Source organism: Eggerthella sp. BIOML-A4, assembly GCF_009875575.1.
Lineage (GTDB): Bacteria > Actinomycetota > Coriobacteriia > Coriobacteriales > Eggerthellaceae > Eggerthella > Eggerthella lenta.
The window spans coordinates 1-22,500 of the sequence record NZ_WWRX01000024.1; the positions used below are offsets into that span (position 1 = coordinate 1).

Consider the following 22,500-nt stretch of genomic DNA (forward strand, 5'->3'; position numbering starts at 1 on the left):
CGCGCGAATCCTCTCTATTGATCCCATGGCGGCTCCTTTCGGCTGCCGCCTTCCGGGCTATTCGATTCTCAAAGTTCATTACGTTAAAAGTAATTTCTAGTGCAAAAAAATATCGTTGACAGCTTCCAAAAGAATCGGTTTAGCAACATCGGACATTTCTCGATAGAGCAAATCCAATTCCCCAAGGCGCCAGGTAGAAGGATTTCGCTCTCTTTCTAGATAGGTTGGCTTTGCAATATGGCAGATAGTAGCAGCTTTTTCCGATGATAGTCCCGATGCCTTTCGCGCTGCCTCGAACTTTCCAATGACGGGCATGACCACCTCCTTTCAACGAAAGCAGCTTATCATTACAATACGTTAAACGCAATATAAAATTATTTAAATGTATCTAACGCATGGTAAAATGCATTTAACGAAAGGTGGTATGAAATGGGTGTTGCTGAGAACATAGACGCCTTGCTTGTAAAGTTCGACATTACAGCTGAAAGCCTCGCGAGAATTGCAGGTGTCCAGCCTCCTACTGTATCTCGATGGCGTCATGGAGCGATGCCGCGCGAGGAGCCAATCAATAGAATGGTTGAGTATTTTGGTTTAGAACGTGACGATATTGTTTCGGATGCTTTTGGACTCGCCGCAAAGGAACATGGGCGTGTCGGCATACCAACCATTAAGCCTGCTTACTCGTACCACGTTGTCCCGATGCTGGGTAATGCTGCAGCAGGAGAGTGGCGAGAGGTGTACGAGCAGCACGGCGAGGCGGTTACCATCCCCGACGAGTTCGCGGAGAGCCACCCTCGCGCTTTCGGAGTCAAGCCGGCGGGGTCGAGCATGGATCTTGTATTTCGCGACGACGAGATCGCGATTTGCGATCCCGATATGGAGGTGCGCGACGGGAGCGTGGCGTTGGTCGGCGTCAACGGGGACGAGGCGACGATAAAGCGCGTATTCTTCGCCGGCAACACTATCGTCTTGCATGCTGAGAGCACCATGGCCGACGAGTACCCGGACATAGCCATCAACACAAAGGATCCGGCTTCGCCGCCCGTGCACCTCATCGGCGAGATTTTTTGGAAGACGCTTCCGGCGAGGCCGATTAAGTTCTAGGCGAAAGGAGAGGGTTGTGAAGAAATCAATTGCATCCATAGCGGGGTTTTTGCTCGCCGCTTCACTGTTGGGATGTGCTCAGAGCGACATCGATGTCCCGGATGTTGTCGGGCAAAAGGCCGACGATGCAAAGGATGTCCTGATGGATTCCGGGTTTTATAACGTGGACATGGTTGAGGAGGACGGCGATGCCGCGTATGTGGCCGCTGCTTACACCGTTGTCGGCCAAAGCCCCCAAGCTGGGGACAAGTGCACTGCGTCCGATACCGTCACATTGACGGTGCGAAACGATGCGGAAGCCAAGGCTGCGGAGAAAAAGCAGGCTGACGCCGCTGCCGAGGCGATGCTCGACGAAATGGAGGGGAGCCCCGCTGCCGAAGCGTACGATGCGCTAACTTCGGATGGCTATTCCGTCGAGGTGCTTCATGCCGTTTCGAAGCAGGATTATTCCAGCGAGATCAATACTGGTGAAACCGAATGGCTCGTCTCTGGGTACGACGGGCTCAACGCCGATAAGAAGAGAGTGACGATCCTTGTTGACACGCGGGATGGCATCGACCAGAGGGCTGCCAACGCCGCCGTCCGGGAAGTCCTTGACGGGAAGTTGCCGGTCTCCAATGCATGGACGGCCGTCAAGAGCTACGGCAAGCAGCAGTATCCATACGGGTTCAAGCTGCACGACATCATGGGCGTTCTGGCCGAAACGGCCCAGGACGAGAACACGTGGTTTTTGAAGGCCACGTGCGACGTGACGAACGAATACGGAGCCAAGGCGAAAGATCTTGTGTGTGAGGCTGAGGTTGCCGGCACTAAAGATAGCCCCGAAGTGATTTCGTTCACGGTGTACTAGGCTTGTTCCGAATCACGAAGATGGGAAATGAAATGTGCGAATACTGCGAAGACGGCAGAAGGCTGATCGATAAAGACAAGGCAGGATCAGGCGCTGAGGTGTGGATCGAGGCAGGGCGCTTGGTGGTGCGCAGCGAATGCGAATGCGGATCGAGCTCCACGGTCATGTCGAACCAGATCAAGGTTTGCCCGATATGCAAGCGGGATCTGTCCGACGATCATCTTTGGCGCGAGTTCGACCCGTACGCCTGGCCTGGATTGAAGTAAGGCCGGTAAATAGCGCAGCCCCGACTATCTTGGCGGACGGCGGGGCTGCAGCCTAACCTGACGGAAAGGCATGGTGAAGTATACCATGAAGCGCAAGAGGTACCAGCTGGAGCCGCTCGACGATGGCCCAAGGGAGAAATGCCGGCATTGGGGGATCCGCGTGTCGTGCGGCCACGATCCGGCGACGGGGAAGCGCCTGAGACCTTACGAGACGTTCGAGGGCACGGAATACGAGGCCGATCTTCGAGCCATGGCCATAAAGGTCGAGCACGGAATCGTCGAGACCACGTCCATGACCGTGGCCGAGTACTTCGTCGGCATGTACCTGCCGTGGGCGAAGAGCCGCGTCAGAACTAAATCGTACGAAGGCGGGCCGCGCGACAAGAGTCTGATAACTCGCGAGACCTATCGGGGGTACGAGCAGACCGCCAGGCTCCACATCATCCCTCTATTCGGCCATATCGGCTTGTCCGACCTCAAGCCATACTACGTCGAGCAGAAGCTGGCCGAGATCCCAAGCCTCGGCTCCCGCCGCAACGCCTACAAGCTGTTGAGGCAGGGGTACCGCAGGGCGGTCAAATGGCAGCTCCTGCAGTTCGTCGTCACGGACGCGGTAGAGGAGCCGACGGCCGATCCTGTCGACAAGCCCACCGTCAAGTCGGCAGAAATGTGGGATTACATAGACGCGTTCGACGAGCCCGGAGACGAGGACGTGCGCATGGCCGTTGCCATCGGGTTCGGCATCGGGCTCAGAAGGTCGGAGATCGCTGCCATCGACAAGGAGGAGATCGACTGGACCGTCGACACCGAGGACTTCCTCGGCGCAGTGAGGATATGGCGCTCGTACCATTTTCGTAAGGGAGAGGGGTGGTTTGAGCCGCCGAAATCGTTCACCTCGGCGAGAACGGCTTATTTCCCGCGATGGCTCGGCGAGCTGTTGCAGCCTCACGCCGAAGGGTCGGGGCCTCTGCTCGAGCACAAGGGCGAGCGCACGAAGCCGGATCGCATCACCGACCGGTGGAAGGACGTGGTAGCGAAGAAGGGGCTCCCGGTGGTCATGCCTTTCAAGAACACGCGGCATTCTTGCGGCACGATCCTCGTGCGCGAGGACGGTCTGCCGATCACCGACGTGCAGCAGCTCCTCGGCCACAGCACGCCGGTGATCACGTCGACGTTCTACGTCCAGCGCGGCACCGAGTCGACGGAGCGCGCCGCCGCCGCGATGAACAAGAGGGCGAAACCCGTTGTCCCAGATTGTCCGAAACCCCCCGAAAACGCCGGATCGCAGCCGGATGATAATTATGGCGATAAAACGAAAAAGAGCGTTTCACCTGGTAGTTTCAAGATCATCAGACCTGATTTCAAACGTGCTTCGAACGGGTAGGGCAAACTTAAAATCTTCCGGCTTCGGCCTTGCGGGTTCGAGTCCCGCCGCCCCTACCACCTTGCGCTTCATGGTGCGGCGAGCGCCACGGAGGCGACGCCTCCCGCTTCCTACTCCTCGTCGTACGCTTCCAGCACGGCGGGCAGCGACGCGGTCACGACGTTGCCGACGGCCGGCAGCCCGATGAGCACCGCGCTGATCACCTCGTCGCGCGTGGCACCGTGCATCTTCGCCATCTTCACGTGGAACGGCAGGCCGCTGTCGAGACGGGCCGCCGCCATGACGGCGAGGTAGGCGAGAGCGGCGGTCTTGTCGTCGAGCGCGCTGGCCGCGCCGAGCGCCTGCACCGCCTCCGACCATGCCTGCTGGTGCTGCGGAGCCTCTTGGGCGAATGCCTGGAATGCGGGGCTGACGTTCATGGACGCCTCCTTCTCGCGCGGGATTTTCGATGCTCCCAGTGTAGCAAGCGAAGCGTCGCTTGACGCAAAGCGTTGCATACTCTCAACCTGATATGCGGAGAAACCCGGAAAAATAAGCCGCTGGCGCAGCGCACGGAAAGCGCCCGCTTTTCTTTGTGATACCATGTCGAGCGGATCATTCGCCCAGGCCTACAGAGAAAGTGCTATGGAGACAATCAACGAAATCATCGCAGCCGTAGAAGAACCTCCCGAGTCGTTCGAGCAGTACCTGACGTCGTACGCCGACCGCGTGGGCGACCTGGTGAACTCCTTCATCCCGAAGGGCACGCACGCGGACATGGACCGCTACCTGTACCAGCCGCTCATGGCGTACAGCCAGAACGGCGGCAAGCGCCATCGCCCGCTCATCTGCTTCGCGGCCTGTCGCGCCGTGGGCGGTGACATGGCGCGCGCGACCAGCGCCGCGGCCGCCATCGAGCACTTTCATACCGCGGCCCTCATCCACGACGACATCGCCGACGAGGCCGAGCTTCGCCGCGGCGAGCCGTGCATGCACCTCACCGAGGGCATGGGGCTGGCCATCAACGCGGGCGACCTCGCGCTGTCCCTCGTCAACGGCACGGTGGTGTCGGATGAGAACCTCGACGATGCCACGAAGGTGCGCGTCATCACCGAGCTCATCGACATGACCCGCCGCACCATCGAAGGCCAGGCGCTCGACATCGGATGGGCGCGTGACGGCCGCTACGACATCACGCCTGAAGACTACCTGGTCATGGCCACGCACAAGACCGCGCATTACTCCGGCGCGGTGCCCCTGGCCATCGGCGCCATCATCGGCGGCGGCACCGAGGTCGAAGTCGAGGCGCTGCGCAACTACGGCCTGGACACCGGCCTCGCGTTCCAGATCCAGGACGACCTGCTGAACCTCGTGGGCTCCGAGGAGAGCACGAAGAAGGACTTCCGCAACGACATCACCGAGGGCAAGCGCACGCTCATGGTGGTGCACGCGCTGCAGCACTCCGACGATCGCGACCGCCTCATCGACATCCTGTCGTCGAAGGAGAAGGACCAGGCCGTGCTCGCCGAGGCCGTCGCCATCATGGAGGCGTCCGGCAGCATCGACTACGCGCGCAACTACGCCGAGAACCTCACGAGCATCGCGAAGAACCGCCTGACCGACATGGTGCGCCCCTCCACGGCCCGCGACCTCCTCGTCTCCATGGCCGACTGGTTCGTCAGCCGCTTGAAGTGATCTGATCTACGTTTCGAGATGCACCTCATCAGGGCCCGGATTCGTCCGGGTCTTTTTTAGCGCGCCAACTCCTCCTGCACGAGGTCGATCAGCTCTTCGCGGCTGTGAACGTCCAGCTTCTGATGGATGTGGTTGATATGCGTTGACGATGTTCCCGGCGAGATGCACAGGGCCTTCTGCACGTACGTCATGTTGCGGCCCTGCGCCACCAGCTCGAGCACTTCGGCTTCCCGTGCCGTCAGACCGTAGCGCTCGGCAAGCGCGTGCGCCGCGGCGGCAGGGGTACTCTCGCGCTCGCGCTCCGCGGGGGCTTTCAGCCCGATGCGGCCGAGCATCACCGCGACGGTCAGGCACAGGATGGCGTAAGCGGCGAACATGATCAAAAGGATGTCGAAGTCGATGGCGATCTTCATGATGTCGAACAGGAGAATGGCCGCAGCGTAGCCGACGATCATGCCGATGAGGCCGAACGAACGTGTCCAGAACACGAAGGTGAACGATCCGATGTGAAAGTACTTCTTGGCATTGCTCGGGCCGACGCTGCAGATGATGGCCTCGCAGATGACGATGAACGCCACGACGGCCGGCAGCGTTTCCTGCAAACCGTAGCGAAGGAACGGCGGGAGCAGCAGACCGAGCGAGGCGAGCGGGATGAGCACGGTGGTGACGAGGGAGGCGTGCCGTTGCGGCAACAGCATCCAAACGCATCCTGCGATGACGAGGACGAGCACGGTCCATCCCGCGAGGAAGGGGTCGATGCCGGCGGGTATCATGAAGTTCTCGACGGTTCCGGTGCGCCGGTTCAAAAGCGAGAAGAAGCTGATCATGAATCCGAATACGAACAGGATGACGATGAGGTACAGGGGAAACGGAGGCTGGATCGTCACGCTGGGCGCAGTTCGTGCCGACGCGCGCGTTCGATAAGCGCCTAGTGCCGCCGAGACGACGGGCAACACCCCGCCGAACAGAATGGCCGATCGTGCGCCCAACTGTATGGATACGAGGACGATGACGATGGTGAGCAGGCTGCAGAGCGCTAGGAACAGCGGTCGCTCCTGGGAGGTCTCGGACGAGATATGCTCGCACCATGCGAGGACGAGGATGGCCGATGCGCCGCACGCGAACAAGCGCGACCAGGCGACGGGAACCATCTCGGGTGAGAGAAGGCTGACTGTCTGCAAAATACACGCGGTTCCGGAGCCCGCGAGCCCGAGGACGAACAGGTGCGACCCGTGCGCGCGAGGCCCCAACAACCCGACCGCGACCAAGGCGACGACGTTGCCGCATATCAGAGCAACGTTCTCCGGTGCCAGCCCGATGGACTCCGCAATCTTGATTTCCGACGACCCGAACATGATGGCGACGTATCCCCAGAAAAGCGCCGAGGCGAACGCATCGAGCGCGATGCCGCCTCTTTGAATGTCGGAGCGGGCCGGTTTGGCGACAACTCGACTCTTTTCTCCCCCTGTGGCTTGCTGCATTGCATTCTCCCCGGTGAGCTGCGTGTCAAATACTTTATATGATGGACAGATCCCCTTGCTGCGGCGCGTAAATCATATACCTTGTTCGATGTTTTCGCGCTTCGTTCCCCTGTACGCTCCTCGCCGTCAAAGGCCCTTTGCGAGATGCGCGTCGAAGCGATTTCGCGGCCTATGGTAGCGGAAAACAAGAGGAGGAACAAATGGGAACAAGGGATAACGAGAGCATGGGTTTAACGCGGCGTGGCTTTCTCACCGGCGCGCTCGCCCTCGGCGCGGTCGGCGCGGGCAGCATGCTTGCGGGATGCTCGTCCGAGGGGGGCGCGGGCGCTCCGGCAAGCGACGAGCGTGCGTGGGATCAAGAAACCGACGTGGTGGTGGTCGGAACGGGCTTCGCCGGTTTGGCAGCCGCTCATGAGGCTGCGAAGGCGGGCAGCCAGGTCGTTCTTGTCGAAAAAGCTCCCGAAAAGTACGCAGGCGGCAATAGCCGCGCATGCGCCCAGGCCATCTGGTCGCCGGAAAAGACCGCCGAAGGCGTTGCCTACTTCAAGGAGATCACCGGCGATTACCACCTCGTCGGACTCGACGATGCCGTGATCGAGGCCTATATCGGCGGCGCGAAAGAGAACGCCGATTGGCTGTTGGACGAGTTCGAGATCGAGACGAAGACGCACAACGCCTGCGAGTACCCCGCTGCGAAAACCGCTTCGGCGGTGGGCGATTCCAACACGCTCATTCCGGCCGAAGGGTTGGGTAACGCTCGGGTCTGGGCGCCTATGTTCGAGGTGGTAGGAAGCGAGTCGGGCGTTACGTCTCTGTTCGAGACGGCCTTCACCGATCTCGTGTTCAACGAGGCTGGCGAAGCGATCGGCATCGAGGCGCAGCAAGGCGAATCGCCCCTCCTCATCAAGGCGAAGAAGGGCGTCGTGCTCGCTTGCGGCGGGTTCGAGTACAACGAGGAAATGAAGGCGAATAACTGCCGTTACCCGTCGCTCGCGTGGGGCACGCCGTACAACACGGGCGATGCTCTGACGGCGTGTCGCAAGTACGATATCGACTTCTGGCACATGAACTCCGCGACGCCGGCAACGCGCGTCGGCGTGCAGGCTACTTGGCTCGATGACGATTTCAGCGAATGCGGCTTCGACTGCGAAGTGGCAGGCGATGCCGGGTACGTGTGGACCGACAAGTACGGCAAGCGCTTCATGGACGAGACTCGCTCCTATCAGCACGGATACGGTCGCGATGCGCTGTTCTACAACGACTCCGCCAAGATGGAATGGCCGCGCCTGCCGTTCTGGCAGGTTGTCGACGAGAGCACGCTGCCGTTTATGGGAACGAGCGGCAGCGGTTGGGTGCACATCGTCGGCGGCACCAGCGCTCCCGACAGCACCGAAGAGTTGCTTTCCTCGGGCTTGATGGTCAAAGCCGACACTGTCGAGGAACTTGCTTCTCAGATGGGCGTCGAAGCGACGATCCTGCAGGAGAGTGTGGACGCGCTTTCCGGTCCCGATGACGAGTTCGGTCGAGCTGCGGAAAAGAAGCGCGCGCTTTCCGGCACGCTGTATGCGGTGCAGCTCCAGCCCATCATGGTGAACACCAACGGCGGGCCGAAGCGCGATGCGAGTGCGCGCATCGTGCATACGGACGGCACGCCTGTCGAGCGGCTGTTCTCCGCTGGCGAGCTCGGCTCCGTATGGGCTTGGTACTACCAGGGTGCCGGCAACGTGAGCGAATGCATGGTGTTCGGCCGCATCGCCGGGCGCAATGCCGCTGCGCTGACTCCTTGGGACGCTGAAGCTTAGGGCTTCATCTGTTCCGTGACGCGGCCGTCCTTCCGACTCCCTCCCTCGTGCGGAAGGGCGGCCAAGAACCTGCGGGCGATCCGGAAGGTATCGCTCGCTCATCTGCCAAGGAGGCAATGCGATGAAGAAGTTTACGGGTGCGGCGACGATTTCGTGCGCAGTCATCGCGTTGGCGTTGACCGCCTGCGCGCCCCAGTCGAACGAAAACGGAGCCGCATCGGCCGACGATGCGAAGGAGACCCCGATCACGGTTGCGTGGTCGGCGGACTCGGAGTGTGGCACCTGCCATGCGACCGAGCAGGCGTCGTACGACGACGCGGCTTGCGTGGCCAGCACGCACGAAGGGCAAGCGTGCATTTCGTGCCATGCTGACGCTTCCGGTCTGGCGACGGCTCACGAGGGCAAGACCGCGTCCGATACCATGCCCAAGAAGCTGAAGAAGACGGAGGTGCCCGACGACGCATGCCTGTCGTGCCACTACGGTGCTCGCGAAGAACTCGTTGCAGCCACCGTCGACGTCGCGGTGGTCGATTCGAAAGGCACGGCGGTGAACCCGCACGATGTGACTCCGAGCGAGCAGCACGATACTATCCGATGCGCGGATTGCCACGGCATGCACGATGCCGAGAAGCTTGCCGACAAAGCCGATGCGGAATGCGCAAGCTGCCATCACGCCGACGTGTTCGAGTGCTACACGTGCCACGATTGACGCGACCGCTGCGCGGACGTCCGAGAAGGGGGCATGCGTGCAACAAGCTGCGCATACCCCCTCTGTTCCTCTTGTGGAACCTCGGTCGAAACCCTCGCGCGCGCACCGCGGGGCGCTACCATGACGCTCATGGAAACCATTAAGCGACATGACACCGGTCCCGCGGTCGAAGACGTGCAGCAGCGCCTCGTCACCATCGGGCTGCTCGATCCCGCCGACGTCGACGGGGCGTTCGGCGATACCACGGCCGAGGCCGTGCAGGCGTTCTGCGGCGGCGCGGGCCTGCCTCTCACCGACGAGGTGACCGAGAAGGTGTGGGCGGCGCTCGTCGACGCCTCGTTCACGCTGGGCGACCGCACCCTGTACCTGCGCATGCCGCACTTCCACGGCCACGACGTGCTGGAGCTGCAGCACGCGCTGGGCGCGCTCGGCTTCGCCTGCGGCGCCACCGACGGCATCTTCGGCGCGTTCACCGAGCTTGCGCTGCGCAAGTTCCAGCTCAACCTGGGCCTGCCGTCCGACGGCATCGCCGGCGCCTACACGTACGCCGCCATCCGCAACCTCCACCATTCGTGGGAGGGCAAGGAAGCGGTGCACGGTTCCAGCCACCTCGGGTTCGCCCGCGCCGCCGACGTGCTCGAGCGCAATGCGCTGTGCCTGTTCGGCACGCAGGATTTTACGCGCAGCGTCGCATCGCGCATGTCGAATCTCGCGCTGGCCACGAACCCCGCTTCCAAGATCATGAGCGCCGATTCTCTGCTCGTCGCCCCCGACGAGTCCATGTTGCTTGTGCATATCGTCCTGCCGGGCGAGCTGACGGTGACCACCGTGCCGCGCGTCAGCTTCGATGACGAGGAGACGCTTTCTCTGCGTCTCGAGACGGCTATCGGCGTGGCCGACGCCGCCAGTCCGTCGCGCATCGCCGTCGAGCTTCCCGGCATTATGTGGGAAGACGCGGGCGAGGGTCGTTCCGCGCAGCATTTCGCTATTACGCTGCTCGACGCCTTGTGCACTGCGCTGTCGTAAGCTCGGCACCCTGATCGTAGACGCTGCACCCCCCTCCGCCATTCCGAGCAAGCGAGGTCTTCGGGATGCCATCCTGAGAGAGTGCGGTCCGCTCCCGTCATCCTGAGCGAGCGAAGCGAGTCGAAGGCCGCGTTGCGCGTGGCGAGGAGGCTTGCGGCATCTCCTCGATCGGAAGCTCGAACGCTCGCGCTCTTTGATCGAAACCTTCCTACACCAGCTGATGTATTCTCGTGTCGGTTCGATGACGGATATGCAAAAGTTAATGATTTCCGCAGGTGAGGGCTTTATACTGCTGTCAAACACCAACCGATTCGAAAGCAGGTTATCATGGCTGACGATACGAAGAACACCGACTCTGGCACCCCGCAGCAGCCCGACGCGGCTCCGCAGCCTCCCGCGACGCCCCCGACCGAGCCGTTGCCTCAGCAGCAACCTTCTATGGGCCAGCAGGTTCCTCCCGCGCAGCCCCAGCCGCAGCAACCGATGTACGGCGCTCCGCAGCCTCAGCCGCAGGCTTTCTACCCGCCTGCTCCGCTCATGCAGCTCACCGGCGGCATGAAGTTCGCTTGGCTTGTGGTGGGCGCCTTGCTGGGCATTCCGGGTATCATCATCGCTTGGCTTGTGAACGTCGACAAGATGCCGCAGGTGAAAAGCGATGCCCTCAAGTTCGCCATCATCGGTTTCGTCATCTGGATCGTGCTGCAGTTCATCTTCGGCATGATCGTGTTCGGAACCATCTCGGCCGCGATGTACGGGCTGATGAACTCGGTGGATATGGGCTCCTACAACTACGGCTACCACGGATCTTGGTAATCGACCGGATAAATCTGTAAATCGCTTCACATTGGAAGAGCCCAGCGGGGCTCTTCCTTTTGCGTGCTAAAGCGAGTGGTACAATTGTGAGCGATTTCCAGGGTCCGTGCGGGGAAGCGCGGGCGCCAGAGACCCACCGCACAAAGGAGCACACATGCCACGTCCCATGACCATGGCGGAGAAGATCCTCGCCGCCCATGCGGGGCTCGACGAAGTGGAGCCGGGTCAGCTGATCGAATGCGATCTCGACCTCGTGCTGTCCAACGACGTCACCGCCCCCATTGCCGTCAAAGAGTTCCGCAAGATCGGCGTCGAGAAGGTGTTCAATCCTACGAAGATCGCTCTCGTCCCCGATCACTACGTCCCCAACAAGGACATCAAGAGCGCCGAGCAGGCCAAGATCGTGCGCGATTTCGCGCGCGAGCAGGGTATCACCCACTACTACGAGGTGGGCTGCATGGGCGTCGAGCATGCGCTGCTCCCCGAGCAGGGCGTCGTCGGCGCGGGCGACCTCATCATCGGCGCGGACAGCCACACCTGCACGTACGGCGCGCTGGGCGCGTTCGCCACGGGCGTGGGCTCCACCGACGCCGGTGTGGGCTACGCCACCGGCAAGGCGTGGTTCAAGGTGCCCGAGTCTCTGCTGTTCAAGATCGAGGGCGAGCTGGCTCCCGGCGTCACCGGCAAGGACGTCATCCTGCACATCATCGGCATGATCGGCGTGGACGGCGCGCTCTACCAGGCCATGGAGTTCACCGGCAGCGCCATCCGCGCCATGGACATGGACGAGCGCATGAGCATCTCGAACATGGCCATCGAGGCGGGCGGCAAGGCCGGGCTCATCGAGGTCGACGACGTGACGCGCGCCTACCTGGACGGCCGCACCGAGCGCCCCTACACCGAGTACCATTCCGACGCGGACGCGACGTATGCGAAGGTGTACGAGATCGACGCCGCCTCCATCGTGCCCACCGTGTCGTTCCCGCACCTGCCGTCGAACACGCGCCCGGCCGCCGAGGCGCGCGACGTCAAAATCGATCAGGCCGTCATCGGCAGCTGCACGAACGGCCGCATCGCCGACATGCGCCAGGCCGCCGACGTGCTGCGCGGCCGCACGGTGCATCCCGACGTGCGCTGCATCGTGATCCCCGCCACGCAGGCGGTGTATCGCCAGTGCATGGAGGAAGGCCTCATGGACGTGTTCCTCGACGCGAACTGCGCCGTGTCCACGCCTACGTGCGGCCCCTGCCTGGGCGGCTACATGGGCATTCTCGCCGCAGGCGAGCGCGCCATCGCCACGACGAACCGCAACTTCGTCGGCCGCATGGGCGACCCCACCAGCGAGGTGTACCTGTCCTCGCCGGCCATCGCCGCGGCAAGCGCCGTGCTCGGCCACATCGGCCTGCCGGAAGACCTGGACTAGGAGGAGCTGCGATCATGCAATTCAAAGGAACCGCGCACCGCTACGGGCGCGACATCGATACCGACGTCATCATCCCGGCCCGCTACCTGACCACGTCCGATCCGGCGGAGCTGGCGAAGCACTGCCTGGAGGATCTCGACACGTCGTTCGTCGAACGCGTGCAGCCGGGCGACATCATCGTGGCCGACGAGAACTTCGGCTGCGGCTCGTCGCGCGAGCATGCCCCCATCGCCATCAAGGCGGCGGGCGTCGACGTCGTCATCGCCAAGAGCTTCGCGCGCATCTTCTACCGCAACTCCATCAACACGGGCCTCGCCATCATGGAGTGCCCCGAAGCGGTGGACGCCATCAGCCAGGGCGACGTGGTGTCGGTGGATGCCGATACGGGCGTCATCGTGGACGAGACGACGGGCCAGACGTACCAGGCTCAGCCGTTCCCCCCGTTCATCCGCGAGATCATCGAAGCCGGCGGCCTCATCAACCGCACGAAGGCGAAACTTGGCGAGGAGTAGATCAATGACCAGGACCTATAACATCTGCCTGCTTCCCGGCGACGGCATCGGCCCCGAGATCATCGCCGAGGGCGTCAAGGTGCTGGACGCGGTGGGCGCGAAGTACGATACGGCGTTCTCCTACACCGAGGCGCTGCTGGGCGGGTGCGCCATCGATGCGTGCGGCACCGCGCTGCCGGACGAGACGCTGCGCGTGGCCGAATCGTCCGACGCCGTGCTGCTGGCGGCGGTCGGCGGTCCGAAGTGGGATACCACCGACCCCGCGAAGCCGCGTCCCGAGCAGGGCCTGTTGGGCATCCGCAAGGCGTTGGGCCTGTACACGAACCTGCGTCCCGTGCAGATCTTCGCCGCGTTGGCCGACGCGTCCACCCTCAAGCCCGAGATCGTGGACGGCGTGGACATGATGATTGTCCGCGAGCTGACGGGCGGCTTGTACTTCGGCCGCCGCGAGCGTTTCTACGACGAAGAAGGCTGCGGCTCGGACGGCGCCGCCGGCCAGCGCGCCTACGACACGTTGGAATACCGCGAGTACGAGGTGGAGCGCATCGCGCGCCAGGCGTTCGAAGCCGCGCGCAAGCGCCGTAACAAGGTGACCAGCGTCGACAAGGCGAACGTGCTGGAAACCAGCCGCATGTGGCGTGAGATCGTGCACCGCGTCGGCTCAGAGGAATACCCCGACGTGGAGCTCGAGGACCTGCTCGTGGACAACACGGCCATGCAGCTGATCAGCCGCCCTGTCGACTTCGACGTGGTGGTGACCGAGAACATGTTCGGCGACATCCTGTCCGACGAGGCCGCCCAGATCACCGGCTCGCTGGGCATGCTGGCCAGCGCCAGCCTCGGCGACGGCACCGCCCTCTACGAGCCCAGCCACGGCAGCGCGCCCGACATCGCGGGACGCGGGATCGCGAACCCGCTCGCGCAGATCCTGTCCGTCGAGATGATGCTGCGCTATAGCTTCGACATGGGCGAGGCCGCCGACGACATTCGCCGCGCGGTGACCGCCGTGCTCGACGAGGGCTGGCGCACCGGCGACATCAAACAGTCCGACACGCCCGCCGACAAGCTGGTCGGCACGGCGCAGATGGGCGATCTCGTGGTGTCGCGTTTGTAGCGCGTTCCTTGCAAAGTAAAAAAGAAGCGCCCTGAACGGGCGCTTCTTTTTTGTCAGCGGTCTCGTTTACGGCTTCGGTCCCTTCGATACGACGATGACCACCTTGCCTTCTTGCACGCTTTGGCTGATCACCGTGCCTTCCGGAACCGTGTCGGAGTACTCCTCGATGTAGCCCGCCTTGTAGCCGTTCAGTATCTGGATGGCTTCCTCGAAGGTCTTGCCCACGGCGCTTGGAGCCGAGTTCACGTCCTTCTCGCGGCTTTCGCCGTCCTCGTCCTTCTCTTCTTCCACCTTCTTGCCCAGCTTGTTCTTCTGAGCGATGTTGTACGGGTTGTTGTACGGCGGATCCGCGACGGTGGGGAAGTTCTCGATGGCCTTGCCGCTGGTCGCCCGATCCATGAAGTCCTTCCATAGCGCGTTCGCCGTGAGCCCGTGGTCGGTCTCAATAGCGCCGGACGGGTCGCCGATCCAAGCCGCGCACGACAGGCTGGGCGTATAGCCCACCAGCCAGTGGTCGGTGAACGAGCTGGCGGTGCCCGTCTTGCCTGCAACCGGCTGCCCGCTGTTCAACCGCGCCGACGTGGCCGTGCCGTTGCTCTGCGTGAACACCGTTTCCAACACCTTCGTCGTGGCGGCGGCGACCTTCTCGTCCAACACGCGTTCGCCGGTGTCGCTCTCCTCCTGAGGCCAGATGACGTTGCCGTCGCGGTCGAGGATCTTTGTGATCACCGTGGGCTCGCGTTTCACGCCGCCGCTGGCCAGCGTGGCGTAGGCGCTCGCCATCTCCAACGGATTGACGTCGGCCACGCCCTCGGTTGCGGTGTACACGGGCTGCATGGGGGAGGTCACGCCCAGGCGGCTGGCCATCTCGGTAGTGGATGCCTGGCCGATGGAGTTCGACAGGCGCAGGTAGCCGGTGTTCGACGAGATGGCCGTCGCGCTTTGGATCGTCTGGATGCCGTAGTCGTTGCCGTTGAAGTTCTCGAAGTCCTCGGGTGCGCCATCCTGTCCCTTCTTGAGGGGAGAGGTGCAATCGACCAGCGTCTGAGGCGAGATGCCCTGTTCGATGGCTGCGGCCAACGTGAACGCCTTGAACGTCGATCCGGCCTGGCGTCCCGTTCCGCCGTCGCCCGTGGCGATGTTCACCTGGCTTTCCCCTTCGCCTTGGCCGTACGGCACTCCGCGCGTCATCGCCTTCACTTGGCCGGTTGCCACGTCGATGGCTACGATGGAGGCGTCCAAGTTGTCGGCCATGTTCGCGCGCTGGTTGTCCACCGCCGCCTGCGCCGCGTCCTGCAGCTCGGGGTCGAGCGAGGTGTAGATGGTCAGTCCGCCTTTGAACAGGTCGGCATACGAGCATCCGTAGGGGTTGTTCTCGTCGAACAGCAACGAACGCACGTAGCTGGTGAAAAAGGGATAGGCGTAGATGCCGTCGGCTGGTGCGTCGGGCGCCGGGTTCAGCCCCAGCTCCTCGGCTTGGGCATCGTCGTGCTCCTGCTGCGTGATGTCGCCGGCCGACAGCATGCGGTCGAGCACCACGTTGCGGCGCGCCAGGCAGGCGTCCGGGTACACCTTGGGATTAAGATAGGTGGGCGACTGCGGGATGCCTACGAGCGTGGCGGCCTGCGCGAGCGTCAGGTCGAGCGCCGACACCTGGAAGTAGTTCTGCGCGGCCGCTTCGATGCCGTAGCAGCCGTCCCCGTAGTTGATGATGTTCAAGTACTTGACCAGGATGTCGTCTTTGCTGAAGCGTTTCTCCAAATCGATGGCCAGCTCGGCCTCGCGGATCTTGCGCTCGAAGGAGATGTCGGTCGCCTCTTCGGACAACACGGTGTTGCGCACGAGCTGTTGGGTGATGGTGGAAGCGCCTTCCAGGTCGCCGCCGCGCAGGTTGTTGACGAAGGCGCGCGCGATACCGGGGATGTCCACGCCTTCGTGCTCGTAGAAACGCACGTCCTCGGTGTCGACGGTGCCTTCCAGCACGTATGGGCTGATCTCCTCGTACGTTACCGGATCGCGCTTTTCCAGCTGGAACTCCGCCAGCAACGTGGCTTCGTCGCCTGCGTACATCACAGATTCGCGGGATGTGTTGGTGAAGTCGGTGTCCTCGATGCTGGGGAGGTTCTTCGTCCAGCCTTCCATGACGCCGAGGGCGCCCTGAACTCCTGCGTAGCCGACGAAGCAAAGGGCTGCCACCGTGACGAGGAGGCCCCATTTCACCGCATGGGTGCGCATTTCGCGCTGTTTTCTCCGTATTTTCATCGTTCGACTATACTACCATAGCGCTGATACCGAACCGTAACGTTCGGTCGGATAACCCCGGAACTCTCTACACCAGCTCGCATCCTGTTCGAAAGGGTGCAAAACGTACGGCTATATATAGGTAAGGATCTACCATGTCTCATGCCATCGAACTGCTCGCGCCCGCCGGCAACGCCGCGGCGCTTCGTGCCGCCGTGCGCGGCGGGGCCGACGCCGTGTATTTGGGCCTCGACTCGTTCAACGCCCGCCGCGGAGCCGACAACTTCACGCTTGAGACACTGGCCGATGCCTGCGCCTACGCGCATCTGCGTGGGGTTCGCGTGTACGTGACGTTCAACACCGCCGTGCTGCCTTCCGAGGTGGCTCGTGCGCTCGAAACGGTGCGCCAGGCGTATCGCGCCGGGGCGGATGCCTTCATCGTGCAAGACGTCGGCATCGCATCCGAGATCTCCCGCACGCTCCCCGAGGCGCGACTGCATATATCGACGCAGATGAACACGCATAACGCGGCCGGCATCGAGGCGGCGGCGAGGCTGGGCGCCCAGCGCGTCACGCTGGCACGCGAGCTGTCCGTCCTCGAGATCGCCCATCTCGCCGAGGTGGCCGACGGCTACGGCATGGAGGTGGAGTCGTTCGCTCACGGCGCGCTGTGCGTGTGCTACTCCGGCCAGTGCTTCATGTCGTCGCTCATCGGCGGCCGTTCGGCGAACCGCGGGCTGTGCGCCCAGGCGTGCCGTCTGCCCTACACGCTGCACAACGTGGCGCTGCGCAAGAACCTGCCCGCGCCGGGCGAGCATCTGCTGTCCCCGCAGGACCTGTGCGCCATCGACTTGCTGCCCGAACTGGTGGAAGCGGGCGTCACGTCGTTCAAGATCGAGGGTCGCATGAAGTCGCCCGAGTACGTGTTCGCCGTCACGCAGACGTACCGCGCCGTACTCGATCGCACGCTGGCCGAGCGCGCTGCGGGAAGCGGCAAGGACGTGCGGGCCGCCGAAGACGAACATCGCACCCTGGCTGAGGCGTTCTCCCGCGGGTTCACCACGGCCTACCTGGAGAACCAGCGCGGCAACGACATCATGAGCTACGGGCGCCCGAACAACCGCGGCGTGTTCGTGGGTCGCGTGACGTCGGCGAAGAACGGCGTCGCCACCGTCGCGGCCGAGCGGCCGCTCGCACCGGGCGACGTGTTGGAGTTCTGGACGAACAAGGGTCACTTCGCCTACACGCTCGACCAGGTGTCTCTCGACAAGCAAGGCAATGTTCGCATGGCGCCCGACCGTCCGGTGGGGAAGGGCGACCGCGTGTTCCGCGTCCGCAGCGCCGAAGCGGCGTTTGAAGACGACGTATTCGAGCCGCGCGTCGCGGTGACGGGTCGCGTGGTGCTGCGCATCGGCCAGCCGCTGCGCGTAGAGTTCTCGCTGGCGCCGAGCGCTGCAGCGCGTCATCCTGAGCGCAGCGAGGCGCAGCCGAGCGAAGTCGAGGGATCCCGTGCGGCGACAGCCCATACCCCCCCGATCGGCGCAGCCGAAGGCGTTGCGATCGAGCCCGCGCGTACGAAGCCGGTGACGGTCGACGACGTGCGTGCGCATGTCGATCGCCTGGGTCAAACTCCGTTTCTGCTAGAATCGCTCGAGGTCGAACTCGATGAGGGTGTGGGTATCGGCTTCTCGCAGCTGCACCGCGTGCGCGCCGCCGCGCTCGACGACCTTGCGCAGCAGCTGCTCGCGCCCACGCGCAACCGTGCGTTGCCGCGTGTGCGGGAGCGCACGGCGCTTGCGCCCGCGCGCCCGCGCGGCGTGCGCATCGCGGCGTGGGCCACGAATCCTGCCTGCGCACGCGCGGCGAAGCGGGCAGGCGCTGACATCATCTACGTGCCTGCGCTCAACTACAAGCGCGGCGAGGCCGTGGTGGCGGGCCAACGTTCTGCCACTGCAGAGCAAGCGGGCTATCCGAAGCAGGCCGTCGTGGCGCTGCCAACTGTTGAACACGACCAGGTTCCGGGCACGCGCGAGGCGGCCATCGATTTCGATCCTTGGCGCTACGTCAAGCCAGGCAAGCCTGTGCTCGTGGAGAATCTGGCCGGCCTCGTGCGCGCCGCCGAGCTGGGATGCGAGGTCGAAGTAGGGCCGCACATCCCCATCACGAATCCGCTATCGCTCGCAGCGGCCGCCGAGCTGGGAGCGCGCCGGGTGTGGCTGTCGCCCGAGCTCACGCTGGGCCAGATCGCCGACATCGCCGAAGATGCACCGGTTGAGCTAGGCCTTACCATCATCGGCGCCCAAGAGCTCATGGTCACCGAGCACTGCCTGCTCATGAGCCAAGGCCCCTGCGACGAGAACTGCGCCGAGTGTCCGCGCCGCAAGAGCCCGCATTTTCTGCGCGATCGCAAGGACTACGAGTTCCCGGTCGTCACCGACGCGCTCGGCCGCAGTCACTTGTTCAACGGTGTTCAGCTCGATGTGGCCCAGACCCTGCCCGACCTCATCCATGCGGGCATCACGTCGTTCCTGGTGGATACCACGCTCATGAACGTCGAGGAGACCACGAAGGCCGTGCAGCGCGCCGTCCGAGCGCGCAACGTGGCCCACGCCGACGGCAACGCCATCGCCAAAACCCCCGGCACCACCAGCGGTCATCTATTCAGGGGCGTTTCCTAGGCTCTTCCCGCCATCCCGAACGAGCCTTCCCACCCCGCCATCCTGAGCGAGCGCAGCGAGTCGAAGGATCCCGTGCGGCGACAGCTGAATCGTTGACAGCTGATCCCGTGAGAGATTCTTCGACTCCGCTCATCTCGATGGCGGGCGCGCCGTTCGCACGGCTCCTCCTTGCTCCCTATGGTAGAATCATGAGCTACGTGTATAGAGAGGAAGAGAAGACCATGCTTTCCGCGGAAGAACAACTGCACACCATCGCTTCCGGCGCAGCGCAGATCGTGCCGGAGAGCGCGCTGCTCGAGAAGCTCAAGCGGGGCACGCCGCTCAACATCAAGCTGGGCGTCGATCCCACTGCTCCCGATATCCATCTCGGCCATGCCGTGCCGCTGCGCAAGCTGCGCCAGTTCCAGGATCTCGGCCACGGCGTGACGCTCATCATCGGCGACGGCACCGCGCTCATCGGCGATCCGTCGGGTCGCAACACCACGCGTCCGCAGCTCACGTCCGAGCAGATCAAGGCGAACGCCCAAACCTACGTCGACCAGGCGTTCAAGATCCTCGACCCCGAGAAGACCACCCTGCGCTACAACTCCGAGTGGCTGCTTTCGCTCAACATGGAGGACCTGCTGAAGCTGGCCAGCAACTTCACGGTGGCCCGCATCCTCGAGCGCGACGACTTCCACAAGCGCTACACCAACAGCCAGCCCATCAGCCTGCACGAATTCCTCTACCCGCTCATGCAGGCCTACGACTCGGTCGTCATCAAAGCCGATGTCGAGTTGGGCGGCACCGACCAGCTGTTCAACCTGTTGGCGGGTCGCGAGCTCATGGAGAAGATGGGAATGGAGCCGCAGGTGTGCCTCACGTTGCCCTTGCTCGAGGGCACTGACGGCGTGCAGAAGATGTCGAAGAGCTACGGCAACTACATCGGCCTCACCGACGAGCCTGCCGATATGTTCGGCAAGGTCATGTCCATTCCCGACGAGCTCATGGTGAAGTACTATCGTCTCGCCTCGGCGCTGCCGGTCGATCAGATCGACGAGATCGAGCGCGGTCTGGCCGCCGACGAGCTGCATCCGAACAAGGTGAAACGCGCTCTGGCGAAGAATATCGTAGCCGCGTATTACGACGAGGCGGCGGCGCAGGCGGCCGAGGAGCAGTTCGACCTCGTGTTCAAACAGCATGCCGTGCCGGACGACATCCCCGAGTTTGCAGCCGACCTCACGCCCAACGACGACGGAACCGTGTACCTGGCGAAGCTTTTGGCCGATGCGAGCCTGGCTGCAAGCGCCGGCGAAGCGCGTCGTCTTATCGACGGCGGCGGTGTCAAGGTGAACGGCGAAGCGCTGCCTGCGAAGTCCTACAACGTGGATCCTGCGCTGCTCGCGGGCGCGACGCTGCAGGTGGGCAAGCGAAAGTTCGTGAAGCTGGTGTAGCCCGTTTCCTCGAATCGTGTAATAATCGGCAGGCGGCTTTCGGGCCGCCTGCTTTGCTTCTGGAAAAGTTTTTGAAAATATTTGCAAGGATTCGCGCCCCTCGTTCGTTTTGCATATGAAGGACGAAGCGAACGACAACAGGAGGATCGACCGAAATGAAGAAGAACGTGATCGCAATCGTGGCAGCTGTGGCTCTCGTGCTGCTCGCCGTGCCCACCATCGCATTCGCCAACGGCATGCAGCAAACTTGGTGTCCGTCCGGCGGAGTCGGGTCGCTCGCTCATCATGCGATGCGCGCAGCGGGAGACAGCGACGCCGGCGCGACGGTCGGCGCGGCTATCGCCACCGTGCGCGGTGAATACGTCGATCGCAACAACGACGGCGTGTGCGACAACTACGGCGTCGGCAAGGGCGCGAACGGCCAAGGTTCGTGCGCGGGCTACGCCGATGCCGACGGCGACGGCATCGGCGACAACTGCGCGAACGGACAGGGATCGTGCCCCGGCTACGCCGACGCCGACGGAAACGGCGTATGCGACAACTACGCTAACGGCTGCGGTAACGGACGTGGCTCAGGCTACGGTTGCGGCAACGGCAACGGCGGCGGTGCCGGCTACGTCGACGCCGACGGCGATGGCATCTGCGATAACTACGGCGCGGGTAACGGTCGCGGCCATCACGGCATGCGCCGCTAGCGAAAGCGGGCGGTGCGCGTGCGATCGGCAGGAGACATCGAGAGGGCGATAGAGCGGCACGGCGATGCGGTATGGCGCGTCGCCGTGCTGTACTTCCACGCTCACGCCGACGCCCAGGATGCCTTTCAGGACGCGTTTTTGAAGTACGCGCTTGCCGATCAGGTGGCGTTCAACGACGACGAGCACTGCAAGGCGTGGCTCATTCGGGTGACCGCCAACGTATGCAAGGACATGCTCAAGGCCGCATCCCGTCGCGCGGTGTCGCTCGACGACGCGGTTTGCGCAGCTTCGAACGACCCGGCCACGCAGCCCGCATCGTTCTCCAGCGAGGTGGTGGACGCCATGCGTTCCCTTGACGATCCCCCTCGCACTCCCTTGTATCTTTCTCTGTACGAGGGTTATACCGCTCCGGAGATCGCGCAGATGGTGGATGCTCCCGTGAACACGGTGTACTCATGGCTCGCGCGAGGCAAGAAGCAATTGCAGGAGGTGCTGTCATGACCGACCTCGATACGCGGGTGCGCCAGGCGTTCGATAACGTGACCGTTCCCGACGACGTGAAGCGTGGCACCCTTACCTATATAGCAAGCATTGCGGAGGCGTCTGGCGTTTCGGCGGAAACGGCTCCCGCAAGCGCTGCCGCACCGCGCAAGCACGCCCGCGCGCGCATCATTCCTCTGCGTCGTGCCGCTGCGGCGCTCGCCGCGTGTCTCGCACTGGCTTTCGCGGGATTCGGAGGCTTCGCGTACGCGCAGCCCACTACCTATGTAGGCATTGATGTCAACCCTTCCATCGAGCTTGGGGTCAACCGGTTTGGCATCGTCGTTCGGGTCGAGGCGCTCAACGGCGATGGGGAGTCATTGCTCGATGCCGTGTCGCTTACGGGTCGCGGGTATGCGGACGCTCTCAGCCTCCTCACGCAAAGCGATGCGTTCTCGCCCTATGCGCAAGAGGACTCGTACATTGAGATCAGCGTCACTTCCGACGATGCACGACAGGCGGAGGCTATCCGCCAGCAGAGCGACGCATGCCTGAGCGCGCTTCCCTGCCGCGGCTCCTGCCATGCCGTCGACGAGGGAACGCGCGAAGCCGCCGTCTCTGCAGGCATGGGCGTCGGCCGCTACCGCGCCGCTCTCGAGCTCGTTGAGCTCGACCCCAGCGTGACGCTTGAAGAATGCGCGAGCCTTTCCATGCGTGAGCTGCGCGACAGAATCGCGGCGCTTTCCTCAGGGGACAGCGAAGGAAGAGGCTCAGGGAACGGACAGCACGGCCATGGTGGCGGTGGGGGACAGCAC

The 22,500-nt window shown here is 63.2% G+C and carries 21 protein-coding genes (1 of these 21 only partly in view); 17 read left to right on the forward strand and 4 right to left on the reverse strand.

Translation table 11 applies throughout. From position 1 onward, the window contains the following. Nucleotides 1-96: 96 nt before the first annotated feature. Nucleotides 97-315 carry a hypothetical protein gene (locus tag GT613_RS14785; RefSeq protein WP_147271575.1) on the reverse strand — a complete coding sequence of 73 codons (219 nt, stop codon included), beginning with the start codon at nt 313-315 and terminating at the stop codon, nt 97-99. Nucleotides 316-429: 114 nt separating this feature from the next. Between GT613_RS14785 and GT613_RS14790 the strand changes: the two genes are divergently transcribed. From GT613_RS14790 to GT613_RS14805, 4 genes are all read left to right on the forward strand, one after another. Further along, nucleotides 430-1,104: an XRE family transcriptional regulator gene (locus GT613_RS14790; protein ID WP_161172713.1), complete on the forward strand. Its 675-nt coding sequence runs from the start codon at nt 430-432 to the stop codon at nt 1,102-1,104. Between the two features lie 16 nt (nt 1,105-1,120). Further along, on the forward strand, nt 1,121-1,954 hold the full coding sequence (locus GT613_RS14795; RefSeq protein ID WP_161172714.1) for a PASTA domain-containing protein: 834 nt from the start codon (nt 1,121-1,123) through the stop codon (nt 1,952-1,954). Between the two features lie 32 nt (nt 1,955-1,986). After that, the gene (locus GT613_RS14800; protein ID WP_161172715.1) at nt 1,987-2,220 is read left to right on the forward strand and encodes a hypothetical protein; all 234 of its coding nucleotides are present in this window, start codon (nt 1,987-1,989) and stop codon (nt 2,218-2,220) included. A gap of 70 nt (nt 2,221-2,290) precedes the next feature. Beyond that, complete coding sequence (locus GT613_RS14805; RefSeq protein WP_161172716.1) at nt 2,291-3,604, forward strand: tyrosine-type recombinase/integrase; 1,314 nt, start codon at nt 2,291-2,293, stop codon at nt 3,602-3,604. Between the two features lie 110 nt (nt 3,605-3,714). On the opposite strand, the gene GT613_RS14810 is transcribed toward GT613_RS14805, so the two are convergent. Continuing rightward, nucleotides 3,715-4,023, reverse strand: a complete 309-nt coding sequence (locus GT613_RS14810) for a carboxymuconolactone decarboxylase family protein (RefSeq protein ID WP_015760044.1) — start codon at nt 4,021-4,023, stop codon at nt 3,715-3,717. Nucleotides 4,024-4,228: 205 nt separating this feature from the next. Here GT613_RS14810 and GT613_RS14815 point away from each other — a divergent pair, with 205 nt between their 5' ends. After that, entirely contained in the window at nt 4,229-5,278 is a 1,050-nt protein-coding gene (locus tag GT613_RS14815) for a polyprenyl synthetase family protein (protein WP_009306187.1), read from the forward strand. A gap of 56 nt (nt 5,279-5,334) precedes the next feature. On the opposite strand, the gene GT613_RS14820 is transcribed toward GT613_RS14815, so the two are convergent. Further along, a complete protein-coding gene (locus GT613_RS14820) occupies nt 5,335-6,759 on the reverse strand; it encodes a helix-turn-helix transcriptional regulator (RefSeq protein ID WP_009306188.1) in 1,425 nt (474 codons plus the stop codon). A 224-nt stretch (nt 6,760-6,983) separates the two neighbouring features. Here GT613_RS14820 and GT613_RS14825 point away from each other — a divergent pair, with 224 nt between their 5' ends. The 7 genes from GT613_RS14825 (at nt 6,984) to leuB (ending at nt 14,158) form a co-directional block, all read left to right on the forward strand. After that, entirely contained in the window at nt 6,984-8,561 is a 1,578-nt protein-coding gene (locus GT613_RS14825; protein ID WP_226844577.1) for an FAD-dependent oxidoreductase, read from the forward strand. Between the two features lie 121 nt (nt 8,562-8,682). Further along, on the forward strand, nt 8,683-9,270 hold the full coding sequence (locus GT613_RS14830; RefSeq protein WP_009306190.1) for a hypothetical protein: 588 nt from the start codon (nt 8,683-8,685) through the stop codon (nt 9,268-9,270). 120 nt (nt 9,271-9,390) lie between these two features. Continuing rightward, a complete protein-coding gene (locus GT613_RS14835) occupies nt 9,391-10,296 on the forward strand; it encodes a peptidoglycan-binding protein (protein WP_009306191.1) in 906 nt (301 codons plus the stop codon). Nucleotides 10,297-10,623: 327 nt separating this feature from the next. Beyond that, nucleotides 10,624-11,109: a hypothetical protein gene (locus GT613_RS14840; RefSeq protein WP_009306192.1), complete on the forward strand. Its 486-nt coding sequence runs from the start codon at nt 10,624-10,626 to the stop codon at nt 11,107-11,109. Nucleotides 11,110-11,263: 154 nt separating this feature from the next. After that, entirely contained in the window at nt 11,264-12,532 is a 1,269-nt protein-coding gene (gene leuC, locus GT613_RS14845) for a 3-isopropylmalate dehydratase large subunit (RefSeq protein WP_009607939.1), read from the forward strand. A 14-nt stretch (nt 12,533-12,546) separates the two neighbouring features. Beyond that, a complete protein-coding gene (locus GT613_RS14850) occupies nt 12,547-13,044 on the forward strand; it encodes a 3-isopropylmalate dehydratase small subunit (RefSeq protein WP_009306194.1) in 498 nt (165 codons plus the stop codon). Nucleotides 13,045-13,048: 4 nt separating this feature from the next. Continuing rightward, nucleotides 13,049-14,158: a 3-isopropylmalate dehydrogenase gene (leuB, locus tag GT613_RS14855; protein ID WP_009306195.1), complete on the forward strand. Its 1,110-nt coding sequence runs from the start codon at nt 13,049-13,051 to the stop codon at nt 14,156-14,158. A 66-nt stretch (nt 14,159-14,224) separates the two neighbouring features. On the opposite strand, the gene GT613_RS14860 is transcribed toward leuB, so the two are convergent. Then, nucleotides 14,225-16,393 carry a transglycosylase domain-containing protein gene (locus GT613_RS14860; RefSeq protein WP_009608032.1) on the reverse strand — a complete coding sequence of 723 codons (2,169 nt, stop codon included), beginning with the start codon at nt 16,391-16,393 and terminating at the stop codon, nt 14,225-14,227. Between the two features lie 161 nt (nt 16,394-16,554). Between GT613_RS14860 and GT613_RS14865 the strand changes: the two genes are divergently transcribed. From GT613_RS14865 to GT613_RS14885, 5 genes are all read left to right on the forward strand, one after another. Then, nucleotides 16,555-19,077: a DUF3656 domain-containing protein gene (locus GT613_RS14865; protein ID WP_009608173.1), complete on the forward strand. Its 2,523-nt coding sequence runs from the start codon at nt 16,555-16,557 to the stop codon at nt 19,075-19,077. Nucleotides 19,078-19,298: 221 nt separating this feature from the next. Further along, on the forward strand, nt 19,299-20,510 hold the full coding sequence (gene tyrS / locus GT613_RS14870; protein ID WP_009306199.1) for a tyrosine--tRNA ligase: 1,212 nt from the start codon (nt 19,299-19,301) through the stop codon (nt 20,508-20,510). 155 nt (nt 20,511-20,665) lie between these two features. Further along, a complete protein-coding gene (locus tag GT613_RS14875) occupies nt 20,666-21,205 on the forward strand; it encodes a hypothetical protein (protein WP_009306200.1) in 540 nt (179 codons plus the stop codon). A gap of 18 nt (nt 21,206-21,223) precedes the next feature. Continuing rightward, nucleotides 21,224-21,706, forward strand: a complete 483-nt coding sequence (locus tag GT613_RS14880; RefSeq protein WP_015760049.1) for an RNA polymerase sigma factor — start codon at nt 21,224-21,226, stop codon at nt 21,704-21,706. Then, nucleotides 21,703-22,500 carry the 5' portion of a hypothetical protein gene (locus GT613_RS14885; RefSeq protein WP_009306202.1) on the forward strand. 18 nt of this gene lie beyond the right edge of the window, so the window shows 798 of its 816 coding nt (coding positions 1-798); the start codon lies at nt 21,703-21,705; its stop codon lies off the right edge, out of view. The genes GT613_RS14880 and GT613_RS14885 overlap by 4 nt, the downstream gene beginning before the upstream one ends.